The sequence below is a fragment of the Acidovorax sp. JHL-3 genome, from assembly GCF_000526295.1.
GTDB classification, from domain to species: domain Bacteria; phylum Pseudomonadota; class Gammaproteobacteria; order Burkholderiales; family Burkholderiaceae_C; genus Acidovorax; species Acidovorax defluvii.
Genome location: NZ_JAFU01000001.1, coordinates 2248490 through 2270674 on the forward strand (window position 1 = coordinate 2248490; position 22185 = coordinate 2270674).

The window sequence follows — 22185 nt, forward strand, 5'->3', positions numbered from 1 at the left end:
TTGACTCCAAGGGTGCGAATCATACCCGCCGCACGGCTGGGTTCTGGTGGTTGGGTGGCATTTTGCCGCTGAGTCGTGATTACAGTTATAACAACTCTTCTCCCCCACCTTTGGCCACTCTGGCCGCATGGACCATGCCGCACAGCCTGAACCTCATCAACACCATTGCTGCCGCGCTGGGCCTGGCGCTGGTGTTGGGTTTTCTGGCCACGCGTGTGCGGCTGCCGGCGCTGGTGGGCTACCTGTTGGCGGGTGTGGTGATTGGCCCGTATACCCCCGGTTTTGTGGCCGATGCCGCCATGGCCAGCCAGCTGGCCGAAATTGGCGTGATGCTGCTGATGTTCGGGGTGGGGCTGCATTTCTCGCTGGGCGATCTGTTGGCGGTGCGCAAGATTGCGGTGCCCGGGGCAGTGGTGCAGATCATGGTGGCTACCGCCCTGGGCATGGCCGTGGCTTCGTGGTGGGGGTGGAGTCTGGGTGGGGCTTTGGTGTTCGGAATTGCGCTGTCGGTGGCCAGCACGGTGGTGCTACTGCGCGCGCTGGAAACCCTGGGCATTCTCGATACCTACACCGGCCGCATCGCGGTGGGCTGGCTGGTGGTGGAAGACCTGGCCATGGTGCTGGTGCTGGTGTTGTTGCCGCCGTTGTCCGGCGTGCTGGGCGGCAATGCTGCCGCAGCCACGTCGGTCAGCATCTGGCAAACGTTGGGGTGGACGCTGCTGCAGGTGGGCGGGTTTGTGGCGCTGATGCTGGTGGTGGGGCGGCGGGTGTTTCCTTGGGTGTTGTGGCAGGTGGCGCGCACGGGTTCGCGCGAGCTGTTTACGTTGTGCGTGGTGGCGGCGGCCGTGGGCATTGCGTTTGGATCGGCTGTGCAGTTTGGGGTGTCGTTTGCGCTGGGTGCCTTTTTTGCCGGCATGGTGATGCGCGAATCCGAATTCAGCCACCGGGCAGCGCAGGAGTCTTTGCCGCTGCGCGATGCGTTTGCCGTGCTGTTTTTTGTCTCGGTGGGGATGTTGTTCAACCCCTCTGTCATGTGGGAGCGGCCATTGCAGGTGCTGGCCGTGGTGGCGATCATCATTGTGGGCAAATCGCTGGCGGCGGCCGCTTTGGTGTTGGCGTTTCGGTATCCGCTGCACACGGCGCTGACGGTGTCGGCCAGCCTGGCGCAGATTGGCGAGTTTTCGTTCATTCTGGTGGGGCTGGGTGCATCGCTGGGCTTGCTGCCGCCCGAGGGCGCCAGCCTGGTGCTGGCTGGAGCGCTGATTTCGATTGCGCTCAATCCGCTGGTTTTTCGTGCCATAGCGCCGCTGCAAAAGTGGCTGCTGGCGCGCTCGGCCCTTGCGCGGCGGCTGGAGCAGCGCGACGACCCGCTGGCCGAGTTGCCCACCAGCACGGACGAGCGTTATCTGGCGCGCCAGGTGGTGCTGGTGGGCTATGGCCGCGTGGGGCGGCGTGTGGCCAGTGTGCTGGCTGCGCACAACATCCCGCTGGTGGTGGCTGAGCAGAACCGTGAACTGGTCGAAAAGCTGCGGGCTCAGGGCATGGCGGCCGTGTTTGGCGACGCGGTGGAGCCGGCGGTGTTGATCCAGGCCCACATCGCGCGTGCCCACATGCTGGTCATTGCCACGCCCGATACGCTGAATGTGCAGCAGATCATTGCCACTGCACGCCTGCTCAATCCCGGCATTGAAACCGTGGTGCGCAGCCACGGCGAAGAGGAGGCGGTGCGCCTGGAGAAAGAGTGTGGCAGCACGGTTTTTATGGGCGAAGAAGCTTTGGCCCAGGCCATGGCGGGCCATGTGCTGGGCCGCGCGGCCGCGCGGGGCGGCAACGCCACACCTCCCGGCGTGCTGCATGAATCTGCTTGAATTGTAGCCAAATTGGCCTGTAGCCCTTATGTATCAAGCGCTACAAGCTATTGTTTTTGATTGTTCGATGCACTTGTGTGCAGCGCGCAGCGAATGCCCTGTTCGCGATGATCGGCTTATTCGTCCGATTCTTCAAACACCAGCGAGGGCACAGTCATGACGCGTGCCGTGCTGCCCAGCTCGTCAATCAGGCGGTTGGCGAAATAGCTGCTTTGGGTGTCAGGCTCCAGGGCCGCAACGGCCAGATGGGCCAGACCCTGGTTGAGCGGCACATAGAAACTGCCGGCTTGCACATCAATGGCGCTGCGCACCGGCGTCACCTGGGTGTGGATGATGCTGGAGCCACCTGCGATGGTGCCGCGCACATCCGTGCGTTCGGTGGTTTCGCGCGCGGTTTCATGGTAAGTGTCGGCCAGCAACGCGCCGGGTTCCGCGATACGCAACACCTGCACGCCCAGCATTTGCAATCGCTCAACCGCTGCGGTGGCATGGGCTGCCAGCCAGTAGCCGCAAGGCCGGGGGCGCGATTTGACGGGCCGCAGGGCGAGCGATGAATTCCAGTCCACTTTCAGGGTGCGGTCTGCGCCGGTGTCGGGGTCGAGCATGGTCAGCTCCCGCTGCATGGGTGTGGCCTGGGCCTCTATCACCACCTGGCCCTTGCATGCCTTGGAGGCTGTGTCACGCGCGACATAAGAGCGCACTTGTTCCAGATCGGCTGCGCGCTCTGCGGTGCTGCGCAGGGCGCTGGTGATGGTCGTGACCTGGGTGTGAACCCGGCGCTGGATGTGCAGGCGCCCCAGGCCCACGCCACGGGTTTCGACCAGCAGGCTGACGGCGTTTTTCAGGCCGTTCACGTTGCGGCCGGTGTCGGGTTGCACGCCGCCCATGGATATGCGCTTGTCGTCAGGCTGGGTCGAGGTGGTGTAGTACCACTCGCTCGACATGCCCTGGGACTGCAGTGCGCCGAGCATGGGCTGGTGGTACCACTCCTGCGATGCCTTGGTCAGAAACTCGTGGTAGTTGGCCGTGGTGGTGTATTGCAGCAGGGCGTCGTAGCGCTGAATGGCGTTGAACTTTTGCAGATAGCGCCCTGCCACCGTGAATTCGTGCGCATCCAGAACCAGAATGGGGCGGTAATCTCGCACCACGCGTGCCAAGGCCCGGGCTTCGGGGGTGTTCAGCAACAGGTGATCGCGGTTCATGTCCACGCCATTGGCGGTGGTGCGATTGCCGTTGGTGGCGCCATCGGGGTTGGCACGGGGAATCACCACCACGTTGATGCGATCGAGCAAGGGTTCAAGCAGGCCCTGTGCGAGTTCTCGGGCAACCACCAGCAGCGCTTCGCTGCCCGCGGGTTCGTCCCCGTGCTGCTGGCCGATGAGCACCACCGTGGAACGGCCATTGGCCTCCAGGCTGGCCATGTCCATGCCTTTGGCGCGCGTCAGGAGCAGGCCCAGAATCGGTTCGCCTTGCTGCGAGGCACCCAGTTGCAGAACACTGGCCTGCGTGGGGCCCCTTGGCGCAGCATTAGCGATGTTGTGCAGCCATTGCCCCAGTTCGGAGTTGGTTGTGAAACCGCGCCGTTCGGGGGCGAGCCCAGGTGTGCTGTATTGGGTGGACGGTTCGGCAAACCGAGCGGCCACGGCCGGGCCATAGGGGGCAGCCGCAGCGCTTTCGGGGGCGGCTGGCGTGGGCGCGCCGACCTGCAGTGGCGTGACCACCACGTTGTCGCGCGCCTGCCCCAGAGGCGCCGGCACCACGATGCCACGTTGCACGCGGGGCATGGACTCGGCTGTTGTGGAGCGTGCCGCAGTAGGCGCGCCGGGCCAGGGGGGCAGCGGGGTGCTGGCACATGCGGACAGCAGCAAGGCCACCAGGGCCAGCGAACCGCACCACGGCAGAGGGTGCGCAATCCGTGGTGCTGGCTGTGCGTCCTTAGCGGGGGTTGAAACAGACAGGGTGTGGCGCTGGGTCATGGTGTGCTTTGCTTGGGATACTGTCGGGCTTGGCGCGATGTTAACTGCGCCTGCAGTCATCGGCGTGTCGGCGGACACCGCGCGGTCCCTGCCAAGGCCCTATTAGCCGGATTGCAACGCACGACCTGACAGCACCTGCACACCCGAGGGGCCATGCCGCACAGCGTGCACCAGTGCATGTGCCACATCGCGCGCAGCCACGGCACGGTAATTGGCGGGGATGAGCGGGCGCAGCCACTGCAGGAGCGCCAGCGAAAGGGACTCGCCCCGGCGCGGGGTCTGGTGGAGCGGTTGTCTGTTGCCTGCCAGCACCGAAGGTCGTGCGATGACCAGGGTGGAGAAACCCAGGGCCTGCAGGTCCCGTTCCATTTCACCTTTGATTCGGCTGTAGAAAATGCGCGACTGCGGGTCGGCGCCCATCGCGCTCACCACACCGCAGCGCGTGGCGCCCGCCCGTCGAGCGACCTGCGCGGTGGCCAGCACGGCGCTGTAGTCGATTGCACGGAAGGCGTTCTGGCCGCCCGCCGCTGCCATGGTGGTGCCCAGCGCGATGTAGACATCGTCCACAGGCGGCAAAGAAGGCAGCGCCGAAAAATCAACGGCATGCACCACCACATTCCTTGCGAGGGCAGCAGGCGCCCGGCGCCCCGCTGCATGCAGGATGTGGATGGGTGCGCCCTCAAGGCTGGCTGTGCCTGGGGCGTTTTCAGCGGCTAAAAGAGCCGCGATTACCTCCCGGCCCACGAGACCCGTTGCCCCGGCCACCAGAGCCACCCGTGCCACCGCCATAGCCACCACCTCCCGAATTGCCACGATATCCACCACCGCCACGGCGGCCGCTGCCAGCCATGCTGTCCACACTGGTGCGCATGGGGTCGGGTTGGCCGCCTGCCGCGTGGCCTGCGTTGCGCTGACCCGGGTTGCTGTGGCCCGAATGCGTGCCCAGGTGGGCATTGGGACGAGGAGGTTGTGCGTCGTCGTAGCGGTTGCCACCACCGCCTTCGTAGCCGCCGCCACCGGCTGGTGGGCGTGCACGACCGCGTGCCGGTGCCTGGGCACCCCCACGCGCGCCGCCGCCCTGTCCACCACCGCCGCCGCCACGGCCGGAGCGGGGTGCATTGCCGCCGCCACCGCCGCCAGCAGCCTGGCGCGGGCCGCGTTCACCACCGCCGCCACCCTGGCCAGCCTTGTTGGTGCGGATGCGATCCATCATTTCGCTGCGAGCCGCCTTGGCAGCCGCTTGCATGACATCGCGGCTTGGCGGTTTGCCCGCACCGCCCCAGATGGTCTGGCGGCCCATGGCAATGGGCTCTGCCTTCTCGCCCGCGTCGGGTCCAAATCCTTCGATCACCTGCACGGGAATCTGCTGCTTGGTGAACCGCTCGATGTCCATCATGAAACCTTCCTCGTCCATGCAGACCAGGCTCACGGCTTCACCACTGTTGCCCGCGCGGCCGGTGCGGCCGATGCGGTGCACGTAGTCTTCCGACACGTTGGGGATTTCGTAGTTGACGACGTGTGGCAACTCGTCGATGTCGATGCCGCGTGCTGCAATGTCGGTGGCGACCAGGGCGCGGATGTCACCGCTCTTGAAGCCGGCCAGAGCCTGCGTGCGGGCGCTCTGGCTCTTGTTGCCATGCAGGGCCATGGCGTTGACGCCGTTCTTGGTCAGAAATTCGGCCACATTGTTGGCGCCGAACTTGGTGCGCGTGAACACCAGCACCTGGCTCCAGTTGTGCTGCTGGATGATGTGCAGCAGCACCTGCTTTTTCTTGCCGCGACCGACGGGGTGGATCACCTGCGTGATGCGCTGAACCGTGGTGTTGCTGGGCGTGACCTGGATGCTTTGCGGGCTCTTGAGCAGGGTGTTGGCCAGCTCGCGGATCTCGTCACTGAAGGTGGCCGAGAACAGCAGGCTTTGCTTGTCCTTGGGTACCAGGGCCAGCACCTTCTTCACGTCGTGGATGAAGCCCATGTCCAGCATGCGGTCGGCTTCGTCGAGCACCAGCACCTGCACGGTCGACAGGTCCAGGAAACCTTGCTGCTGCAGGTCGAGCAGGCGGCCGGGGGTGGCCACTAGGATGTCCACGCCGCGCTTGATGCGGTCGATCTGGGGGTTCATGCCCACACCGCCGAAGACGACGGTGGAGTTGATATCGAGGTATTTGCCGTATTCGCGCACCGACTCTTCCACCTGGGCCGCGAGTTCGCGGGTGGGTGTAAGAACCAGGGCACGAATGCCCTTGCCGCCAAACTTGTTCTTGGGCGCAGCGCTTTGCGACAGGCGATGCAGCATGGGCAAGGTAAACGCGGCGGTCTTGCCGGTCCCGGTCTGTGCGCCGGCCAGAAGGTCATGGCCCGCCAGCACGGCAGGAATGGCCTGCGCCTGGATGGGCGTGGGGGTCTCGTAGCCTTGTTCGAGCACAGCCTTCAAAAGGGCAGGAGCCAGATTCAGTTCTTCAAATTTCATGTCGGTGAATGCACCCGTCCGGGGCGCTGGGTATCGGCCTGTCGTGGCAACCGGTGGGTTGCCGAGCCAGTCTTAGGCAGATGAGGTTCAAGAGTGGGAGCCCGGAAGATGCTCTTCCTTTGTCCCCAGCAGATTGCTGATGTGGCGGGCAACTGGAGCCCACAACGGCATGTATTGTCGCATGGGCCGATAATCGCGGTTTGAACGCAGAATTTCTGCCCACTTTTGCAGGTTAGAGAACGAATGGCCCAATACGTATTTTCCATGAACCGTGTCAGCAAGACCGTGCCGCCCAAACGGCAGATCTTGAAAGACATTTCCCTGAGCTTCTTCCCGGGCGCCAAGATCGGTGTGCTGGGGGTCAATGGCTCTGGCAAGTCCACTTTGCTCAAGATCATGGCGGGCGTGGACAAGGAGATCGAAGGCGAGGCCATCGCCATGCCAGGCATCAAGATTGGCTATTTGCCCCAGGAGCCACAGCTCAACCCGGACCACACGGTGCGCGAAAGCATCGAGGAAGCCATGGGAGAGGTGTTCGCGGCCAAGGCCAAGCTCGAGGATGTGTATGCAGCCTACGCCGATGCCGACGCCGATTTCGACGCGCTGGCCGCCGAGCAGGCTCGCCTTGAAGCCATCATTGCCACTGCTGGCACCGACTCCGAGCACCAGCTGGAAATCGCCGCCGACGCGCTGCGCCTGCCCGCGTGGGACGCCAAGGTAGGTGTGCTGTCGGGGGGCGAAAAGCGCCGCGTGGCGCTGTGCCGCCTGCTGCTGTCCAAGCCCGATATGCTGCTGCTCGACGAGCCTACCAACCACCTGGACGCAGAATCGGTGGACTGGCTGGAGCAGTTCCTGCAGCGCTATCCCGGCACGGTGGTCGCCATCACCCACGACCGCTACTTCCTGGACAACGCGGCCGAGTGGATTCTCGAACTCGACCGGGGCCATGGCATTCCGTACAAGGGCAACTACAGCGACTGGCTCACCCAGAAGCAGGCGCGCCTGGAATCCGAGCAAAAGGGCGAAGAATCGCGCGCCAAGGCCCTGAAGAAGGAACTCGAATGGTCGCGCCAGAACCCCAAGGCCCGCCAGGCCAAGAGCAAGGCCCGCCTGGCACGGTTCGAGGAACTGTCCGACTTCGAATACCAGCGGCGCAACGAAACGAATGAAATCTTCATTCCTGTGGCCGACCGTCTGGGTACGCAGGTGATCGAGTTCAAGAACGTCACCAAATCGTTTGGCGACCGTGTGCTGATCGACAACCTGACCATGAACGTTCCTGCCGGCGCTATCGTCGGCATCATCGGCCCCAACGGGGCCGGTAAATCCACGCTGTTCAAGCTGATTGCCGGCAAGGAAAAGCCCGATAGCGGTGAAGTCGTCATTGGCTCGACCGTGAAGATGGCCTTTGTGGACCAGCACCGCGATGCACTGGCCAATGACAAAACGGTCTGGGAAGACATCTCCGGCGGCCTGGACATGATCAACATCGGCAAGTTCACGATGGCCAGCCGCGCCTATGCGGGTCGGTTCAACTTCAACGGCGGCGACCAGCAAAAGAAGGTGGGCATGCTTTCGGGTGGTGAACGCGGTCGCCTGCACCTTGCCAAGACGTTGATCTCGGGCGGCAATGTGCTGCTGCTCGACGAGCCCTCCAACGACCTGGATGTGGAAACCCTGCGCGCCCTGGAAGACGCTCTGCTGGAGTACGCCGGCACGGTGCTGGTCATCAGCCACGATCGCTGGTTCCTCGACCGCATTGCCACCCACATTCTTGCTGCCGAGGGCGATAGCCAGTGGACCTTCTTTGATGGCAACTACCAGGAGTACGAAGCCGACAAGAAGCGACGCCTGGGTGAAGAGGGTGCCAAGCCCAAGCGCATGCGCTTCAAGGCACTGAAGTAAGCAAAGAGGGCTTGCAGTCAAGTAGCATTGCAACTGGAAGCTTTTCTTTCCTCCTCCCAACATGTCTTCAACTGCGCCCCGATCGAGAACGGTGTTCCGTGCCTGCGTCGTCAACGCCGTGCGCGCGGGCGAAGCACTCATGGTGCAACTGGTCAAAGTCACCAAGGGCGCTTTGTCGGGGGAGGAGTCGACTACCCGCGATATTCAGCGGCGTTCTCTGGTGGGTGATGCGCTGCGGTTGCTGACCCAACACGAGGCCGCCCTGGCCAAGGCCTATCCGATGGCCTTGCTCGAAATTTTTGCCGAAGGGCCCTCCAAGGCAGGCGCACGCACGGTGGACGACACCGGCATGGATTTCGGTGAGCTTTCCCTCATGGACGAAACCGAGATGCAGGACCAGGTGGAGCTTTCCCGGGCACAGCAACTGGCCGCGCATGCCACCGACGCTGTGCTGACGGAACTCAACACCCTGGTCAGCTCGGCACAGGGCTTGCGCAGTGTGCAGCCCGAACGCAATCCGCTGCGCCCGGAAAACTACATTCGCGCATTGCAGAGGGTGGTGGCCGAAACCGGGGTGGAGCCGCCAGTGCGGCAACTGTGGATGCAGCACATGCGCGAAGTGCTGGGCCAGTTGCTGGTGGCGGAATACAAGAGCGCCTCCGCCAGCCTGCGGGAGCATGGAGTCGAGCCTGTGGGATATGCGGTGCTGGGCATGCCCTCAGGGTGGGCTGGACGCAGCGGCTACGGTGCTCCCAACCAGAACACCGGCTATGGCGGGGGCTCTTCGACCGGCTACGGTGGGCATTCCATGGCTGCCCCCGTGAGTGAGTACGGCATGCCTGGATCGTACGGGCGGGGCATGGGCGGATTGACCGGCTGGCAAGGTGAATCGCAGCAGGCACCCATTTCCTCGGCAGCCGAGGAGGCCTTGTTGACCGTGGGCATCCTGCGCCAGATGCTGGCAGGCGGTGGTGACCCCTATGCCTTCGATGCGCGCGCCTATGCTGGAGGGGTATCGCAACCCGTCAGCTTGCACTCCGCATGGTCCGACCCGCGCGGCGGTGGTGCCAGTGCGCAGGCGGGACTGACGGGCCAACCCAGTGGGTATTTCCCCTCCGGTGCCGTCGCCGAGGCGATGCAGGACATGGCCCAGCTCGAACGCCTGGTGGGACGCCTGTCCGGCAGTCCTGCGGCAACTGGCACAAACTGGCGCGGACCGGGCGCTGCCCCGGTAGCGTATGTGGTTCCCTACACGCCCCCGGTGGATGGCCAGGCCTATTCGCCGGCTGTTGCCGTCGAAGTGGTGGGCCGCATGATGGACAACATTGCGCAGGATGGGCGCCTGCTTGCCCCGGTTCAACGCGCGGTGCAAAACCTCGAACCGGCGATCAAGCAGCTGGTGCAGCATGACGGGCGCTTCTTCACCGACGAGACGCATCCGGCGCGGCGGTTGCTGGATGAGTTGACCCAGCGCAGTCTTGCTTTCAGCACCGAGAGCGCGCAGGGGTTCAGCCAGTTCATGCGCTTGCTGAACCAGGCGGTCGAGCATCTGGCTGCCACGGATATTCAGGATGCGGGGCCTTTTGACACGGTGCTCAAGGCGCTGCATGCGGCCTGGGACACCCAGGCGCAAAAGATCAAGTCCCAGCAAGAGGCCAAAGAAAAAATTCTGCTGCAGGCCGAACAGCGTGAAATGCTGGCCGAAAAGATTGCGGCCGATATCCGCAAGTTGCCGGATCTGGAGCAGGTGCCCCAGGACATTCTGGACTTCGTCACCGGCCCGTGGGCAGATGTGGTGGCGCTGGCCCAGGTGATGCAGCCCGAAGGCCTGAATGGTACGGAGGGCGACCCCGGGGGGTATCTGGCACTTGTGCCCCTGCTGCTGTGGAGTGCGCAGCCCGCACTGACGCGCGCCGAACCTGACCGCCTCACCAAAGCCATCCCTGGCATTCTGACCACGGTGCGCACGGGGCTCAAGACGATCCAATACCCTCCCACCCGGACGAGCAGTTTCATGCAGCGGCTGGTGGGCCTGCACCAGGAGGCTTTTGATAAGCCAGCCCCTGTCGCAGACGCTCCCGAGCCCGAGCCCGAACCACCCGTTGTCGAACCGATGAGTGAGGTGCCTGTGAGTGAGGTGCCGGCGGCGGAGGTTTCGGAAAGCGCGCCACCAGACAGCGCGCCTGCCGAACCCGTGGAAGAAAACCTTTATGCAGAATTTGTGGTCGGCGTGTGGGTGGAGCTGATCACCAACCGCCGTGCGGTGCGCACTCAGCTCACCTGGGCCAGCCCCCACGGAACCCTGTTTCTGTTTACGGCGGCCGACGGCAGCACCCAGTCCATGACGCGGCGCATGCGCAACAAGCTGGCATCCGACGGGGCCCTGCGCGTGGTAGCCGATGCGCCGGCGCCCATTGCCCGCCCCGCCGAGGCGAAGGTAAACGCGCCCTGGCCACCTGCCAAGCCCGGCAAAGCCCGCTGACCACGCCTGCAAAGGCAAGCACGGACAAGCACACAGGGCGGGATGTCCGCCAGCCTTGCGGTGCAAGCACCTTCAGGTGCGCATAAGCTTTTTGCGGACCAGGTGAATGTGGTTGCGCAGGGCATACAGCTCGTCGGCATACGACAGCGGCACGCTCACTTTTTCGGCCTGGGCCTCCAGCGTGTCGAGCGCCACCAGCAGGTCTTGTGGCGAGGCTTTGCCCGATTCAAAGTCGTTTTCGATCTCGCGCAGCCGTCCATACCAGCGGAACACCCGCGAACGCACCCGGAACTGGTAGATCGGTGGCACCACCCGTGACAGCGGCAGCATCACCGCCAGCAAGATGCCCAGTACCAGCCACATGCGCTCGATCAGGTTGGCAATCCAGAAGGGCAGATAGCGCTGTAGCAGAGGCACTGGTTCGTTGATGGCGCGCTCACCTTCCTTGGCAATGGGCAACTCACCGTGCCGGGTGCTCGGAAACTCGCGCGCACGGTTGAACCAGCCCGCGCCGCCGTGCAGTGCCTGCGCGTTCTGGGCAAAGAGCGTCAGAAGCGCCGGGTGGGTGCCCTCCCGGGCCAACAGTGATGTGGTCGATGCCACCAGCCGCACATCGTGCGCGGGCACGTTGCCCGCCAGATCCACCACGCCACGGGGCAGGGTCACGGGGGTGAGAAACGGAAATTTGCGGCCATAGGCCTCGTGCTGGGCAAAATCCATGAGGCGCACACCAGGGGTCTGCAGCAGCATCTGCACCATAAGGGATTCCGGCGCCGATGCAAATACCAGTGCATCCAGCTTGCCCGCCAGAAAGGCCATCGTGGCGGGTGTCTGCTCCAGCCGGGACAGTTTCACCTGCCCTTTCTCCACGCGGTTCGCATCGAGCAATCGGTCTATCAGGGTGGGCACGCCGCTGCCTTCCGAGCCCACGTTCACGCGCAGGCCCCGCAGTTGGCGCAGACTGTCGAGCCGTCCGCTGTCAGTCACTTTCAGGCCGGCATCCGTACGATAGAACAGCCAGACCGGCTCGACAAAAAGGCTGCCCAGCGATACCAGGAGATCAGGGTCGTCCGGCTGCAGCTCTGCGGTGCCGCCCTGCACAAAGGCCAGATCGGCCTTGCCCTCGCGCAACAACTGCAGGTTGGCCGATGAGCCCTCGCTGGGCAGCAGCAGCACCTCGATGCCGTCGGCAGCCAGGGCTTTCTGGTAGCGCTTACCAAATTCTTCGTAGGCGCTTTGCGCGGGGCCGGTGGCCAGCGTAACCTGGTTGGGCGGATTGGGGTTCAGCCACCAGTAGGCGGCCACCAGCAGCCCCAGGGCCAGGACGGCCAGCGGGCCGGCAGAAACGATGAGGTCGCGCAGGGTGAGCAGGGTGTTGCGAAAAGCCTGGGGCATGGGTCTTATGGTGAATGGCGCCGACGGCGCGGGTCAGGCCAGATCGGCCGCGCAAGGCAGTTGCAGGCCATCGGCGGTGGTCAGGGCCTGTGCGGCCCGCACCGCGCGGGCCGTGGCAATGGCCGTGGCTTCGGCCGCCATGGTGGTCAGCACCAGCATGCCGGGGTGTTTGCCCGAAACGCCGGTGCCCAGGGTGAACAGCGTGTCGCCATCGGACATGGTGTGCACCGGGTTGATGCTGCGCGCCAACCCGTCATGGGCGGCCACCGCCAGGCGGTGGGCCTGCACCTTGGTGATGGCGGCATCGGTGGCCACCACGCCGATAGTGGTGTTGGTGCCGGCCAGCAAGGGTTGTGGAGGCTCGCCGCGCAGCAGGGCACGGCGGGTGTCGAGCAATCGCAGGCCGTCTTCGGTGCGGGCACCTGCAATTACCTGGGCAGTGTCGGGGTCGAGCACGTCACCCAGGGCATTGCAGGCAATCAATGCGCCCACGGTGACGCCACCCACGGTAATGGACGCGGTGCCCACGCCGCCCTTCATGGCCCGCTGCATGCCAAAAATCTTGCCGACCACGGCGCCGGTGCCAGCGCCTACATTGCCCTCGGCAGGATCATTGCGCGATGCGGCGGCACAGGCGGCATAGCCGGCGGCGGCGTCGGGGCGGATGCGCATGTCGCCCACCAGCAGGTCAAACAGCACGGCGGCGGGCACGATGGGCAGGCGGCCTACCGCCACGTCAAAGCCCACGCCGCGTTCCTCCAGCCAGCGCACGGCGCCGGTGGCGGCCTCCAGCCCCCAGGCGCTGCCGCCAGCCAGCACGATGGCGTGCACCTTTTCAACCAGATTGCACGGGTCGAGCAGGTCGGTCTCGCGCGTGCCCGGTGCTGCGCCGCGCACATCGACACCGCCCACGGCGCCTTCGCGCGCCATGACCACGGTGCAACCGGTGGGGCGGCGCGCGTCGGTGAAGTGGCCCACCTCGATGCCGGCCACGCGGGTGATGCTGCCAGCGTCGCTGGGGGGAAGGCTTGCGTTCATGGGCGGTGATTATGGTGCCCGCCCAGGTCCGAGGGTGTCTGCCTCAGGTCTTGTGCCAACACCGTCGCGCCGTTTGCACAAGGGTGCAGCGGCTTGCGCTGTGGACGCTCAGAGAGCGCCCTCGCCGGGTGCCTTCAGCGTGCGGCTTCCATGCGTGTGACGATGTAGGCCCCGGTGCGCTGTTCCACCCGGAACCGCACCTTATCGCCGGGTTTGAAGGGGGCGAGCATGCTGGCGTCGGTCACGCGGAACACCATGGTCATGGGCGGCATGCCCAGGTTTTTGATTTCGCCATGGCGCAGGGTGACCTTGCCGGTGCGCGGGTCCCAGCGGGTGATTTCGCCATCGCTCAGATCATCCTGGTCTGCCGACGACCTGCCTGAATTGTCCTGTGCCGCCGGTGCGGTGACGGGGTGGTGGCTGTCATGGTCGTTCGTCGAGGCAGGGGCTTGGGCCAGAGCAGGGCCCAGCACGCTGGCCAGCAACAGCGCGACAACGGAGTGGGCAAGGGGTTTCACGACGAGGCCTTCTGGTTGTAGCTCTTGAAGATGCGGGTGCTGCCATTGCGAGCGACCAGCAGTACATCGTAGGGATCGCGGCGGTTGCCGTACACCGCGCCGTCCATGCCGGGCGATCCCACGGGCATGCCAGGCACCGTGAGGCCCAGCGCCTTGGGCTTTTGCTGCAGCAATGCGCGCACGTCGCTGGCGGGCACATGGCCCTCGATGAGGTAGCCGCCCACCAGCGCGGTGTGGCACGAGCCCAGTTTTTGCGGCAGACCCAGGCGTGCACGCACCGCGTTGTTGCCGGTGTCGTGGATGGTGAAGGTGAAGCCGTTGGCCTGCATGTGCTCTATCCAGTCGTGGCAGCAGCCGCAGTTGGGGTCTTTCCATACCTCCACCGGGGTGCCTGTGGCGGCGCGCACCAGGCGCGGTGCAACCAACACTGCGCCTGCCAAGGGCAGTGCGGTCAGCAGGAGATGGCGTCGGCTCAGGCCGTGGTGGAGTGCGGCGGGGGCTGCAAAAGTTGCGGTTTTGAACATGGTGAAGTCCTTCGATGTAAATAGTGGGATGAACAGAGGGGCAAGTCAGCGGCTGCGCGGCCGCACCGTGATGGTTCCTGTCATGCCGGCCTCGTAGTGGCCGGGGATCAGGCAGGCAAAGTCAAAGGTGCCGGGCCGGTTGAAGTGCCAGACGATGTCGCCGCGCTGGCCTGCGCGCACATGGGCCATGTAGGGCGCGTCGTGTTCCATGCCTGGAAACTTCTGCATCATCTGCGCGTGCTGGTCGAGTTCGGCCTTGGTGCCCAGCACGATCTCGTGCAGCACCTTGCCCTTGTTCTCAGCGCGCAGGCGCACGGTGTCGCCTTCCTGCAGCTCGATGTGGGCCGGGGTAAAGCGCATGTCGTCGCTCATGCGCAGGGTGATGGTGCGGCCCACCGCCTTGGCATCGCCCGCAATGCCCCAGTCTTTTTGTTCCTTGGCCACGGGGGCGTCAGAGGCATGGTGTGGCATGTTTTCATGGCCAAAAGAGGCTCCAGCGCTTATGTATAAAGCGCAAGCAGCTATGAATTTGATAGTGTTCATGGAGATCCTTGTTCAGTGCTGGTGGCCGCTGGCTGCGGGTTTGCGTGCGTTGGCAGCGCCTGGTGCGGCGCCGGGGGTGTCGGTGCGCGCGGGGCGTGGGGTGCTGGCGGGGGCGCCCGTCCACTCATGGGCCTGTGTGCCCGGCGGTTGCGGGAAGTCGCCCGGGTCGCGGTAGTCGCCCGCGCTCTGGTTGGCGCGCACCTTGAAGGTGGTGAACATGCCGCCCATCTCCAGCGGGCCAAAGGGGCCAGTGCCGGTCATCATGGGGAAGGTGTTGTCGGGCAGCGGCATCTCCATGGCGCCCATGTCGGCCATGCCGCGCTCGCCCATCACCATGTAGTCGGGCACGATCTTCTGGATTTTTCCGACCAGGCCGCGGTGGTCCACCCCGATCATGGTGGGCACGCTGTGCCCCATGGCGCCCATGGTGTGGTGGCTCTTGTGGCAGTGCAGGGCCCAGTCGCCGGGCTCGTCGGCCATCAGCTCAATCTGGCGCATCTGGCCCACGGCCACGTCGGTGGTCACTTCGGGCCAGCGCGCGCTTTTGGGCACGGGGCCGCCGTCGGTGCCGGTCACTTCAAACTCGTGCCCGTGGATATGAATGGGATGGTTGGTCATGGTGAGGTTGCCCACGCGGATGCGCACGCGCTCGCCCAGGCGCGCCACCAGCGGGCTGATGGCGGGGAAGACGCGGCTGTTCCAGCACCAGATGTTGTGGTCCAGCATGGTGTTGACCTTGGGCGTCATGCTGCCGGGCTCCACGTCAAAGGCGTTGAGCAAAAACGCGTAGTCGCGCTGCACCTTGGCAATCTGCGGGTGCGCGGCCTTGGGGTGCGTGATCCACAGGCCCATCATGCCCATGGCCATCTGCACCATCTCATCGGCATGGGGGTGGTACATGAAGGTGCCGGGGCGGCGTGCCACAAATTCATAGACAAAGGTTTTGCCAGCCGGAATCGCGGGCTGGTTGAGCCCGCCCACCCCGTCCATGCCGTTGGGCAGGCGCTGGCCGTGCCAGTGGATGGTGGTGTGCTCGGGCAGGCGGTTGGTGACGAAGATGCGCACGCGGTCGCCCTCGACCACTTCGATGGTGGGCCCTGGGCTTTGGCCGTTGTAGCCCCACATGTTCACCATGAAGCCGGGCGCCACCTCACGCACCACGGGCTCGGCCACCAGGTGGAACTCTTTCACGCCCGCGTTCATGCGCCAGGGGGCGGTCCAGCCGTTGAGTGTGACCACGGGGTGGTAGGGGCGGCCCGTGGGTGGGTGCAGTGGCGCTGCGGTGTCGGCGCTGGTCTGCATGGCGGGCTCGGGCAGCGCAGCCATGGCCACGCGGCTGACGGAAGCTGCGGCCACAGCCGTGGCCGCGCCGGAGAAGAAATTGCGGCGGTTCATGTCAGTGGCCTTGAGGGGTTGCTGTGGCTGCGGTACCAGATGCCAAGCCTTGCAAGGCGCCCGGTGAGGTGCCTGTGAGGGCAAGCTGCAGGTCGGTCTCGGCCAGCCAGAAGTCGCGCTGCGCTTCGATGGCGTGGGCCACGGCCTGGGTGCTGTTGCGCGCTTCGGCCAGCATGTCCCACACGCTGGCCAGCATGCCGTTGTAGCGCAAGGTGGTCTCGTCGCTGATGAACTGGCGCAGCGGCACCACCTCGCCCTGCTGCTGGCGCGCCAGGTCGAGCGCGGTGCGGTAGGTCAGCCAGGCGGCACGCACTTCGCCGCGGGCGCGCACGGCGGTGTCTTGCAACTGGGCGGCGCTTTGCTCTACCTCGGCCTGCGCACGGGTGCGGGCTGCGCCGCCCCAGTCGAACAACGGCAGGGGCAACTCCAGCTCCCAACCGCGCGTGGTATCACGGTGGCCGCCATCGCGCTCGGTGGTGGTGTTGCGGCTGTAGGCCACGCCGATATCGCCAAACACGGCAACCGCGCGGCTCCAGCCTTGGCGGGTGGCCTGGGTGTCGAGCTGGCGGCGGGCGGCTTGCACATCAAGGCGCTCGCGCAGCGCGGTGGCTTCGATGCCGTCTGCAGGCAAGGCGTTGGCGGGCAGTGGGGGCAGTGGTGCTGCCAAGCGGTATTGCGCTTGCAGCCCCCACACGCCCATGCGGCGGTTGAGCTGCTCGCGTTCGGTGGCGGCGGCCAAGCGGGCGCGGGCCAACTGGGCGCGGGCGTCGTGCAGCACGGCCTGTTCGCGCGCTTGCTGCAAGCGACTCCAGTTGCCCACGCGCACCATGCGGCGGGCCAGCTCGGCCCCGGCCTCGGCGGCTTCGACCATGCGCTCGTGTGCTGCAGCCACCTGCTCGGCGGCCACGGCGCGCAGCCAGGCGCGGCGGGTATCAAAGGCCAGCGTGACCACGTCTTGCGCCGTTTGCAGCGTGGCGATCTGCAGGCGCTCGGCCTGCCGCGCCGTGCGCCAGGGCAGGGTGACGAGGTCGAGCACGCTGAAAGCCAGCGTGCGCTCAATCTCGCGCTCATGGCTGTTGGTAAAGCGCCCCAGAGCCAGGTGCGGATTGGGCAGCGTGATGGCTTGCACCCGTTCGGCATCGGCTACGCCCAGCGCGGCCAGCCGGGCGTGCAGCCCGGGGTTGTTGAGCAGTGCAATGCGCACGGCGGCATCCTGCGTGATGGGCTGGGCCAGCCAGTCGTTGATGGACTGCTGCGCCTGGGTGCGGGCGGTAGGGTCGGTGGCGGGCAGGGCGGCTACCGTGCCTCCGGTGCGGCCTGCCGTGAGCGCGGCCACGTCGCCGCGCAAGCCGTCGGGTGCGACGCTGGCGCAGCCCGCCAGCACGGCCGCAGCGCCCAGCAGGGACGCGCGATGGAAGGCATTCATGGTTTGCCCCCGTGCATTGGCATGTGGTGGCGCATGGGCTGGGTGCCGGGGCCTGAATGCGGCTGACCGCCCGGTGTCGCTGGCGGTGTGTGCGTCGGGCTGAGGGCGGGGCTTGCGGCAGACTGCTGCTCCCACGCCAGGATGTCGGCGTGGCCGCGCGGAAATGCGGCTACTGCTTGATGGGCCTCACGCCAGGCGTTGGGGGCGGGCGTGCTGTTCCCCAGCGGCAAGGGCGCCATGCCAGGGTGAACGAGCGGGGCCCCCGGCGCTTCGGGGTTGGCCGCATCCTGCAGGAAGGCCGGGCTTTGGGCCAGCGCAATCAAAGGCGTCAGCAGCCCAAGGCGTGCAGTCTGCCGGAGCAAAAAAAACAGTGAATCGGGGGCGCGCATGGCGATCTCCAGACAACGAACAGAACATTGCGCTGCCGCCTGATGCGCCCCGGGGGAGCGGGTTCAGGCCGTGGCAGACGCACTTCGGGCGTCGGAGATCAGGCGATGGGTGGTTTGATGGTGCGTGCGGCCTGCACGCTGGCGAACGGAACGCTGTCCGCAGACCGCACTGCGCCACGCAGGTGCAGGGGCGGCGCTGGCAGCGCGGGCGGCGCCAGCATGGCCGAGTGGCAGATATCGCAGTCCGCGCAACTGGGACTGTGTTCGTGCGGGCCGCATTCGCTGGTGGGGGTTTCGTGGCAGTTGACCGGCCCCGTGGCATGGTGGTCATCGCCCAGGGTTGCGTGCAGTGCGTACCCTGAGTGCCCTGCAATGGCGCTGGCATGCGCAGTGGGGGTTGCTGGGGCTGCTTTTTGAACGGTCTGCACGAACTGAATCGGCAGCGGTGGCACCACTCCGGCGGCCATGGCGGTACCCATGAGGCCCCTCAGGACCAGCATGACGACCAAAGCCAACGACAGAATGCGACGCATAGGTAAATGATAGACGCCGCCACGAAAAGGTTCCTTGGTGGCGCGGTGCCCCTTCTTGCCGTGGGGTTGGCCGCCATCACTGCTGCGGGCAAGCACGGGGGTTTTGACCACGCCTGCGAAGTACCCGGGTGAATGGGAATGGGTATGGGTATGGGCGGGACTACACCGCCATGTAGCGCCCGGGCCGGTGGTTCATGGCCAGCACCAGATTCAGGGCCACGGCACCGGCAATCGACCAGGCCACGCGCAGGGGCTCTACCGACCACAGTGCCAGCAGCACGATGCAGCAATCCACCGCCATCTGCACTTTGCCGGCGCGCCAGCCATACCGGTCTTGCAGAAACAGCGCCAGAATGCCCACGCCGCCCAAGCTGCAGCGGTGGCGAAACAGCACCAGAAAGCCCGTGCCCGTGATCAACCCGCCTGCGATGGCGGCATACAGAGGTTGCAGGTGCGAGAACTGCAGGAACTGCGTCTGCAACTCGGTCAGCACCGACAGCAGCAGCACGGCGGCAAAGGTCTTGATCGTGAACGCCCGCCCCAGCTTGCGCAGGGCCAGCCAGTAAAAAGGCAGGTTGAGCACAAAGAAAATCTTGCCAAAGCCGATGCCCGTGGCGTAGTGCAGCAAAAAAGCCAGCCCGGCCGTGCCGCCGGTCAGCAGCCCGGCGCTGGTGAAAAAAGCCACGCCCACCGAGATCAGCAGCACGCCGGTAAACACCGCCACCGCGTCTTCGGTGAGGGTGTGCGGTGCGGTAGCGGCGGGAGGTGGCATGGCGGGAGCGGGAGCAGTGGTCGTGCGGGTCATGGTGGTGGGGCGTGGCGGGAGTGGATTGGAGCACGCACGGGGCAGGCCGGGCTTGCTTTGTGTCAACCACGGGCCGTGAGGGAGAGGGGGCTATATCGCAATCAAAATAATAGCATCTAACGCTTTATGGATAAGCGCTTGCGTGTGTTTTATGTGCCAACCATCTTCATTTTGGCGGGTTGCCTGGACGTTGTCTGAGAAAACTCTCTGGCGCTACTAAAATAGTAGCTGTAGGCGCTTACCAGTAAAGCGCTAGAGTGGTATTTTGTTCAAATTCCACAGCGGTGCGGACGTTATGATCCCCCCATGCTCTCCCACCTGCCCGGATATTCCTTGCCCGAGCGCCTGTGGCGCACCGCTCGGCGCTGGGCGCTGGCCTGGGGGCGCATTGTGTACCTCGGCGCGGTGATGCTGGTGCTGGTGCTGTCGCCCTCCAGTTACACCCGGGCGGCACGCCGCACGCTGGCGCGCCACATTTACCTCGACACGGCGCCCATCCTGATGGGGTTCACGGTGCTGGCGGCGTTGCTGGCACTGGTCATCACGCGCATCGTGGTGGTGACGGCGCTGAGCTATGGGCTGTCGCGCTATGCGCTCGAAATGGTGATTCGCGTGCTGGTACTCGAACTCATCCCGCTCACGGCCACGCTGTTTGTAGCGATGCGTTGCACCATTCCCCATGGCACCCAGCTGGCGCTGCTGCGCCAGTCGGGTCACTTTGACGCCCTGCGTGCCCAGGGCGGTGACCCCGTGCGCATGGAGCTGCTACCGCGTGTGGTCGCCGGTGTGTTTGCCAGCATCACGCTGGCAGCGCTGTCGTGCGTGGTGGCGCTGATCATGGCTTACATCAGCGTGTATGGCTTCAACCTGGCTGGCCTGCCCAGCTACACGCGCATGTTCGGCCATGTGTTCTCGCCCGCGGTGACGCTGGTGTTTGCCCTCAAGACGCTGTTTTCCAGCCTGGCCGTGGCCTTGATTCCCACCACGGCCGGCATGTACGACGCGGGCGAGGGCGTCACACCCGATTCCGAGCTGGGCGGCCTCGCACGCATGTTCGCCGTGCTGCTGCTGATCGAGGTGGGCTCGCTCGTCGGCAACTACTATTGATACCGATGGCTTTACCGAACCCTTGCAGCGCTCCATGACAGACCCAAACCCTTCCACCTCGCCGCAACCTACGCCGGTGGTCGAAACACTGCGCCCGGTGGCCCATCTGCAGCTCAAGGCCATGGCGCTGCTGTTGTTTACCCTGGCGCTCATCGTGGGCTCGGGCCTGTATTTGCTGTATGCGCGCGGCGCCTTTGAGCCCACGCAAACGCTGGTGCTCACGGCCGACGATTCCGAAGGCGTGGTGGTGGGCATGGACATGACGTTCTCGGGTTTCCCCATCGGCCGCGTGCGGCGCATTGAGCTGTCGGACGACGGCAATGCCCGCATTCTTGTGGACGTGCCGCGCAAGGACGCGCACTGGCTGCGCCAGTCGAGCGTGTTCACGCTGGTGCGTGGCCTCGTGGGAGGCACCAATATCCGTGCCTACACCGGCATGCTCAGCGACCCGCTTTTGCCCGATGGCGCTGTGCGCCCTGTGCTGCGCGGCGACGCCACGGCCGAAATCCCCCAGCTCATGTCGTCAGCGCGTGAACTGCTGGGCAATCTCAATGCCCTCACCGCCCAGGACGCCGCCTTGGGCACCAGCCTGGGTCAGGTGCAGGAACTGGCCGCGCGGCTGAACGGGCCGGGCGGCGCGCTGGGTGTGCTGATGGGCAGCGAAGCCGATGCAAAAAAGATCGTGGCCACGCTGGACCGCACCAATGCCTTGCTCGCCCGCCTCGATGGCATGGTGGCGCGCGCCGACCGCCAGGTCTTTGGCCAGGATGGCAGCAAGGACGCCCTGGTGCCCGAGGTGCGGGCGACCGTGGTGCAACTCAATGGCCTGCTGGCCGACACCCGCACCAGCCTCAAAAAGGTGGACGCGGTGCTGGTGGAGGCGCAAGCCGTTGGCGCCAACGCACGCGAGGCCACTACCGACCTGGGCGCGCTGCGCGCCGAGGTGGAAAGCAACCTGCGCAAAGTGGAAAGCCTGGTCAACGAGATCAACCGCAAATGGCCCTTTGCCCGCAACACGGAGCTGCAACTGCCATGACCACCCTCGCCGCAGTGCCGAAGCGCGTTTACCGTTGGAGTGCGCTGTGCCTTGGCCTGGCGCTGGCGGCCTGTGCCAGCGGCCCACCGACCCCCGAATGGCAGATAGACGCCCATGGGGCATCGCAAAAGGCCCAGGACGCCTATCTTGCGGGTGACACCCGGGTCGAGCGGCTGGAATGGAACCGCGCCCGCGAAGCCCTCGCCCGCACGGGCCGCCTGGATTTGCTGGCCCGGCTGGAACTGCTGCGCTGCGCCGGGCGTGTGGCCAGCTTGGTGTTTGAACCATGTGCCGGGTTTGACGCGCTGCGCCAAGATGCCCCCGCCGCCGAAAAAGCCTACGCGGACTATCTGGCCGGGCAGCTCACGTCGCAAGACATGGAACTACTGCCCCCCGCCCAGCGCAACGCGGCCCAGGCCTCGCAAACAGATGCAGGGGCCCAGCTTTCCGGCATTGAGGACCCCCTTTCGCGCCTGGTCGCGGCGGGCGTCTTGCTCAAAACCGGTCATGCCACGCCTGCCACCCTGTCGATCGCGGTGGCAACAGCATCGGCACAGGGCTGGCGCAGACCCTTGCTGGCTTGGCTGCTGGTGCAGGTTGAGCGGGCGCGGGCCGCAGGGGATACCCAGGCCGTTGCCAGCCTGCGGCGGCGCATCGCCGTTGTCGAGCGTGGCGGCAAGCAGGAGTAATCGGTGTGGTGCCGTTGGTGGGAGCATTCCCAGCGGCGCTCCGCACCGCCGTGACATCCCCAGCACGCCGCAGTGGGCAGTGGGCA

Annotated in this window: 19 protein-coding genes; 6 read left to right on the plus strand and 13 right to left on the minus strand. The window is 65.5% G+C overall.

Translation table 11 applies throughout. The features are described 5' to 3' along the window. Positions 1-134 precede the first annotated feature (134 nt). Complete coding sequence (ybaL, locus tag K226_RS0110625) at positions 135-1868, plus strand: YbaL family putative K(+) efflux transporter (RefSeq protein WP_024814785.1); 1734 nt, start codon at positions 135-137, stop codon at positions 1866-1868. A 116-nt stretch (positions 1869-1984) separates the two neighbouring features. Here ybaL and K226_RS0110630 read toward each other — a convergent pair whose 3' ends face one another. The 3 genes from K226_RS0110630 to K226_RS0110640 all read right to left on the minus strand — a co-directional run bounded on the left by K226_RS0110630 (position 1985) and on the right by K226_RS0110640 (position 6314). Next, positions 1985-3844 (minus strand): M14 family metallocarboxypeptidase, encoded by a 1860-nt coding sequence (locus K226_RS0110630; protein ID WP_024814786.1) that lies wholly within the window; start codon positions 3842-3844, stop codon positions 1985-1987. Positions 3845-3946: 102 nt separating this feature from the next. After that, positions 3947-4453 (minus strand): nucleoside-diphosphate sugar epimerase, encoded by a 507-nt coding sequence (locus tag K226_RS0110635; RefSeq protein WP_238324218.1) that lies wholly within the window; start codon positions 4451-4453, stop codon positions 3947-3949. Between the two features lie 97 nt (positions 4454-4550). Continuing rightward, a complete protein-coding gene (locus tag K226_RS0110640; RefSeq protein ID WP_024814788.1) occupies positions 4551-6314 on the minus strand; it encodes a DEAD/DEAH box helicase in 1764 nt (587 codons plus the stop codon). Positions 6315-6557: 243 nt separating this feature from the next. Between K226_RS0110640 and ettA the strand changes: the two genes are divergently transcribed. Continuing rightward, positions 6558-8219, plus strand: a complete 1662-nt coding sequence (ettA, locus tag K226_RS0110645; protein WP_024814789.1) for an energy-dependent translational throttle protein EttA — start codon at positions 6558-6560, stop codon at positions 8217-8219. A gap of 61 nt (positions 8220-8280) precedes the next feature. Further along, a complete protein-coding gene (locus tag K226_RS0110650; RefSeq protein ID WP_024814790.1) occupies positions 8281-10701 on the plus strand; it encodes a DUF1631 family protein in 2421 nt (806 codons plus the stop codon). A gap of 72 nt (positions 10702-10773) precedes the next feature. Here K226_RS0110650 and K226_RS0110655 read toward each other — a convergent pair whose 3' ends face one another. The 10 genes from K226_RS0110655 to K226_RS0110700 form a co-directional block, all read right to left on the minus strand. After that, complete coding sequence (locus tag K226_RS0110655; RefSeq protein WP_024814791.1) at positions 10774-12096, minus strand: TAXI family TRAP transporter solute-binding subunit; 1323 nt, start codon at positions 12094-12096, stop codon at positions 10774-10776. Between the two features lie 33 nt (positions 12097-12129). Next, positions 12130-13134, minus strand: a complete 1005-nt coding sequence (locus K226_RS0110660; protein WP_024814792.1) for a P1 family peptidase — start codon at positions 13132-13134, stop codon at positions 12130-12132. A 134-nt stretch (positions 13135-13268) separates the two neighbouring features. After that, entirely contained in the window at positions 13269-13652 is a 384-nt protein-coding gene (locus K226_RS0110665; RefSeq protein ID WP_024814793.1) for a copper-binding protein, read from the minus strand. After that, the gene (locus tag K226_RS0110670; protein WP_024814794.1) at positions 13649-14176 is read right to left on the minus strand and encodes a DUF411 domain-containing protein; all 528 of its coding nucleotides are present in this window, start codon (positions 14174-14176) and stop codon (positions 13649-13651) included. The genes K226_RS0110665 and K226_RS0110670 overlap by 4 nt, the downstream gene beginning before the upstream one ends. A 45-nt stretch (positions 14177-14221) precedes the next feature. Further along, positions 14222-14719, minus strand: a complete 498-nt coding sequence (locus K226_RS0110675; protein ID WP_024814795.1) for a plastocyanin/azurin family copper-binding protein — start codon at positions 14717-14719, stop codon at positions 14222-14224. Between the two features lie 12 nt (positions 14720-14731). After that, complete coding sequence (locus K226_RS0110680; protein ID WP_024814796.1) at positions 14732-16114, minus strand: multicopper oxidase family protein; 1383 nt, start codon at positions 16112-16114, stop codon at positions 14732-14734. A gap of 1 nt (position 16115) precedes the next feature. Further along, positions 16116-17540, minus strand: coding sequence for a TolC family protein (locus tag K226_RS0110685; protein ID WP_024814797.1), 1425 nt, complete (start codon positions 17538-17540; stop codon positions 16116-16118). Next, entirely contained in the window at positions 17537-17929 is a 393-nt protein-coding gene (locus tag K226_RS18880) for a hypothetical protein (RefSeq protein WP_024814798.1), read from the minus strand. Before K226_RS18880 ends, K226_RS0110685 begins: the two co-directional genes overlap by 4 nt. A 98-nt stretch (positions 17930-18027) precedes the next feature. Next, positions 18028-18462 (minus strand): hypothetical protein, encoded by a 435-nt coding sequence (locus K226_RS0110695; protein ID WP_162150978.1) that lies wholly within the window; start codon positions 18460-18462, stop codon positions 18028-18030. Between the two features lie 160 nt (positions 18463-18622). Then, entirely contained in the window at positions 18623-19267 is a 645-nt protein-coding gene (locus K226_RS0110700; protein WP_024814800.1) for a YitT family protein, read from the minus strand. Between the two features lie 306 nt (positions 19268-19573). Here K226_RS0110700 and K226_RS0110705 point away from each other — a divergent pair, with 306 nt between their 5' ends. The 3 genes from K226_RS0110705 to K226_RS0110715 are packed head-to-tail and all read left to right on the plus strand — an operon-like array spanning position 19574 to position 22099. Further along, complete coding sequence (locus tag K226_RS0110705; RefSeq protein ID WP_024814801.1) at positions 19574-20374, plus strand: ABC transporter permease; 801 nt, start codon at positions 19574-19576, stop codon at positions 20372-20374. A gap of 34 nt (positions 20375-20408) precedes the next feature. Then, a complete protein-coding gene (locus tag K226_RS0110710; RefSeq protein WP_024814802.1) occupies positions 20409-21410 on the plus strand; it encodes an MlaD family protein in 1002 nt (333 codons plus the stop codon). After that, positions 21407-22099: a hypothetical protein gene (locus K226_RS0110715; protein ID WP_024814803.1), complete on the plus strand. Its 693-nt coding sequence runs from the start codon at positions 21407-21409 to the stop codon at positions 22097-22099. The genes K226_RS0110710 and K226_RS0110715 overlap by 4 nt, the downstream gene beginning before the upstream one ends. Positions 22100-22185: the final 86 nt, after the last annotated feature.

Bases quoted from the DNA above. Each gene is read 5' to 3' on its own strand.
- K226_RS0110650 (WP_024814790.1), top strand. From the start codon at position 8,281: ATGTCTTCAACTGCGCCCCGATCGAGAACGGTGTTCCGTGCCTGCGTC.
- K226_RS0110675 (WP_024814795.1), bottom strand. From the start codon at position 14,719: ATGAACACTATCAAATTCATAGCTGCTTGCGCTTTATACATAAGCGCT.
- ettA (WP_024814789.1), top strand. From the start codon at position 6,558: ATGGCCCAATACGTATTTTCCATGAACCGTGTCAGCAAGACCGTGCCG.
- K226_RS0110660 (WP_024814792.1), bottom strand. From the start codon at position 13,134: ATGAACGCAAGCCTTCCCCCCAGCGACGCTGGCAGCATCACCCGCGTG.
- K226_RS0110715 (WP_024814803.1), top strand. From the start codon at position 21,407: ATGACCACCCTCGCCGCAGTGCCGAAGCGCGTTTACCGTTGGAGTGCG.
- K226_RS0110655 (WP_024814791.1), bottom strand. From the start codon at position 12,096: ATGCCCCAGGCTTTTCGCAACACCCTGCTCACCCTGCGCGACCTCATC.
- K226_RS0110710 (WP_024814802.1), top strand. From the start codon at position 20,409: ATGACAGACCCAAACCCTTCCACCTCGCCGCAACCTACGCCGGTGGTC.
- K226_RS0110695 (WP_162150978.1), bottom strand. From the start codon at position 18,462: ATGCGTCGCATTCTGTCGTTGGCTTTGGTCGTCATGCTGGTCCTGAGG.
- K226_RS18880 (WP_024814798.1), bottom strand. From the start codon at position 17,929: ATGCGCGCCCCCGATTCACTGTTTTTTTTGCTCCGGCAGACTGCACGC.
- K226_RS0110705 (WP_024814801.1), top strand. From the start codon at position 19,574: ATGCTCTCCCACCTGCCCGGATATTCCTTGCCCGAGCGCCTGTGGCGC.
- K226_RS0110670 (WP_024814794.1), bottom strand. From the start codon at position 14,176: ATGTTCAAAACCGCAACTTTTGCAGCCCCCGCCGCACTCCACCACGGC.
- K226_RS0110630 (WP_024814786.1), bottom strand. From the start codon at position 3,844: ATGACCCAGCGCCACACCCTGTCTGTTTCAACCCCCGCTAAGGACGCA.
- ybaL (WP_024814785.1), top strand. From the start codon at position 135: ATGCCGCACAGCCTGAACCTCATCAACACCATTGCTGCCGCGCTGGGC.
- K226_RS0110700 (WP_024814800.1), bottom strand. From the start codon at position 19,267: ATGACCCGCACGACCACTGCTCCCGCTCCCGCCATGCCACCTCCCGCC.
- K226_RS0110685 (WP_024814797.1), bottom strand. From the start codon at position 17,540: ATGAATGCCTTCCATCGCGCGTCCCTGCTGGGCGCTGCGGCCGTGCTG.
- K226_RS0110640 (WP_024814788.1), bottom strand. From the start codon at position 6,314: ATGAAATTTGAAGAACTGAATCTGGCTCCTGCCCTTTTGAAGGCTGTG.
- K226_RS0110680 (WP_024814796.1), bottom strand. From the start codon at position 16,114: ATGAACCGCCGCAATTTCTTCTCCGGCGCGGCCACGGCTGTGGCCGCA.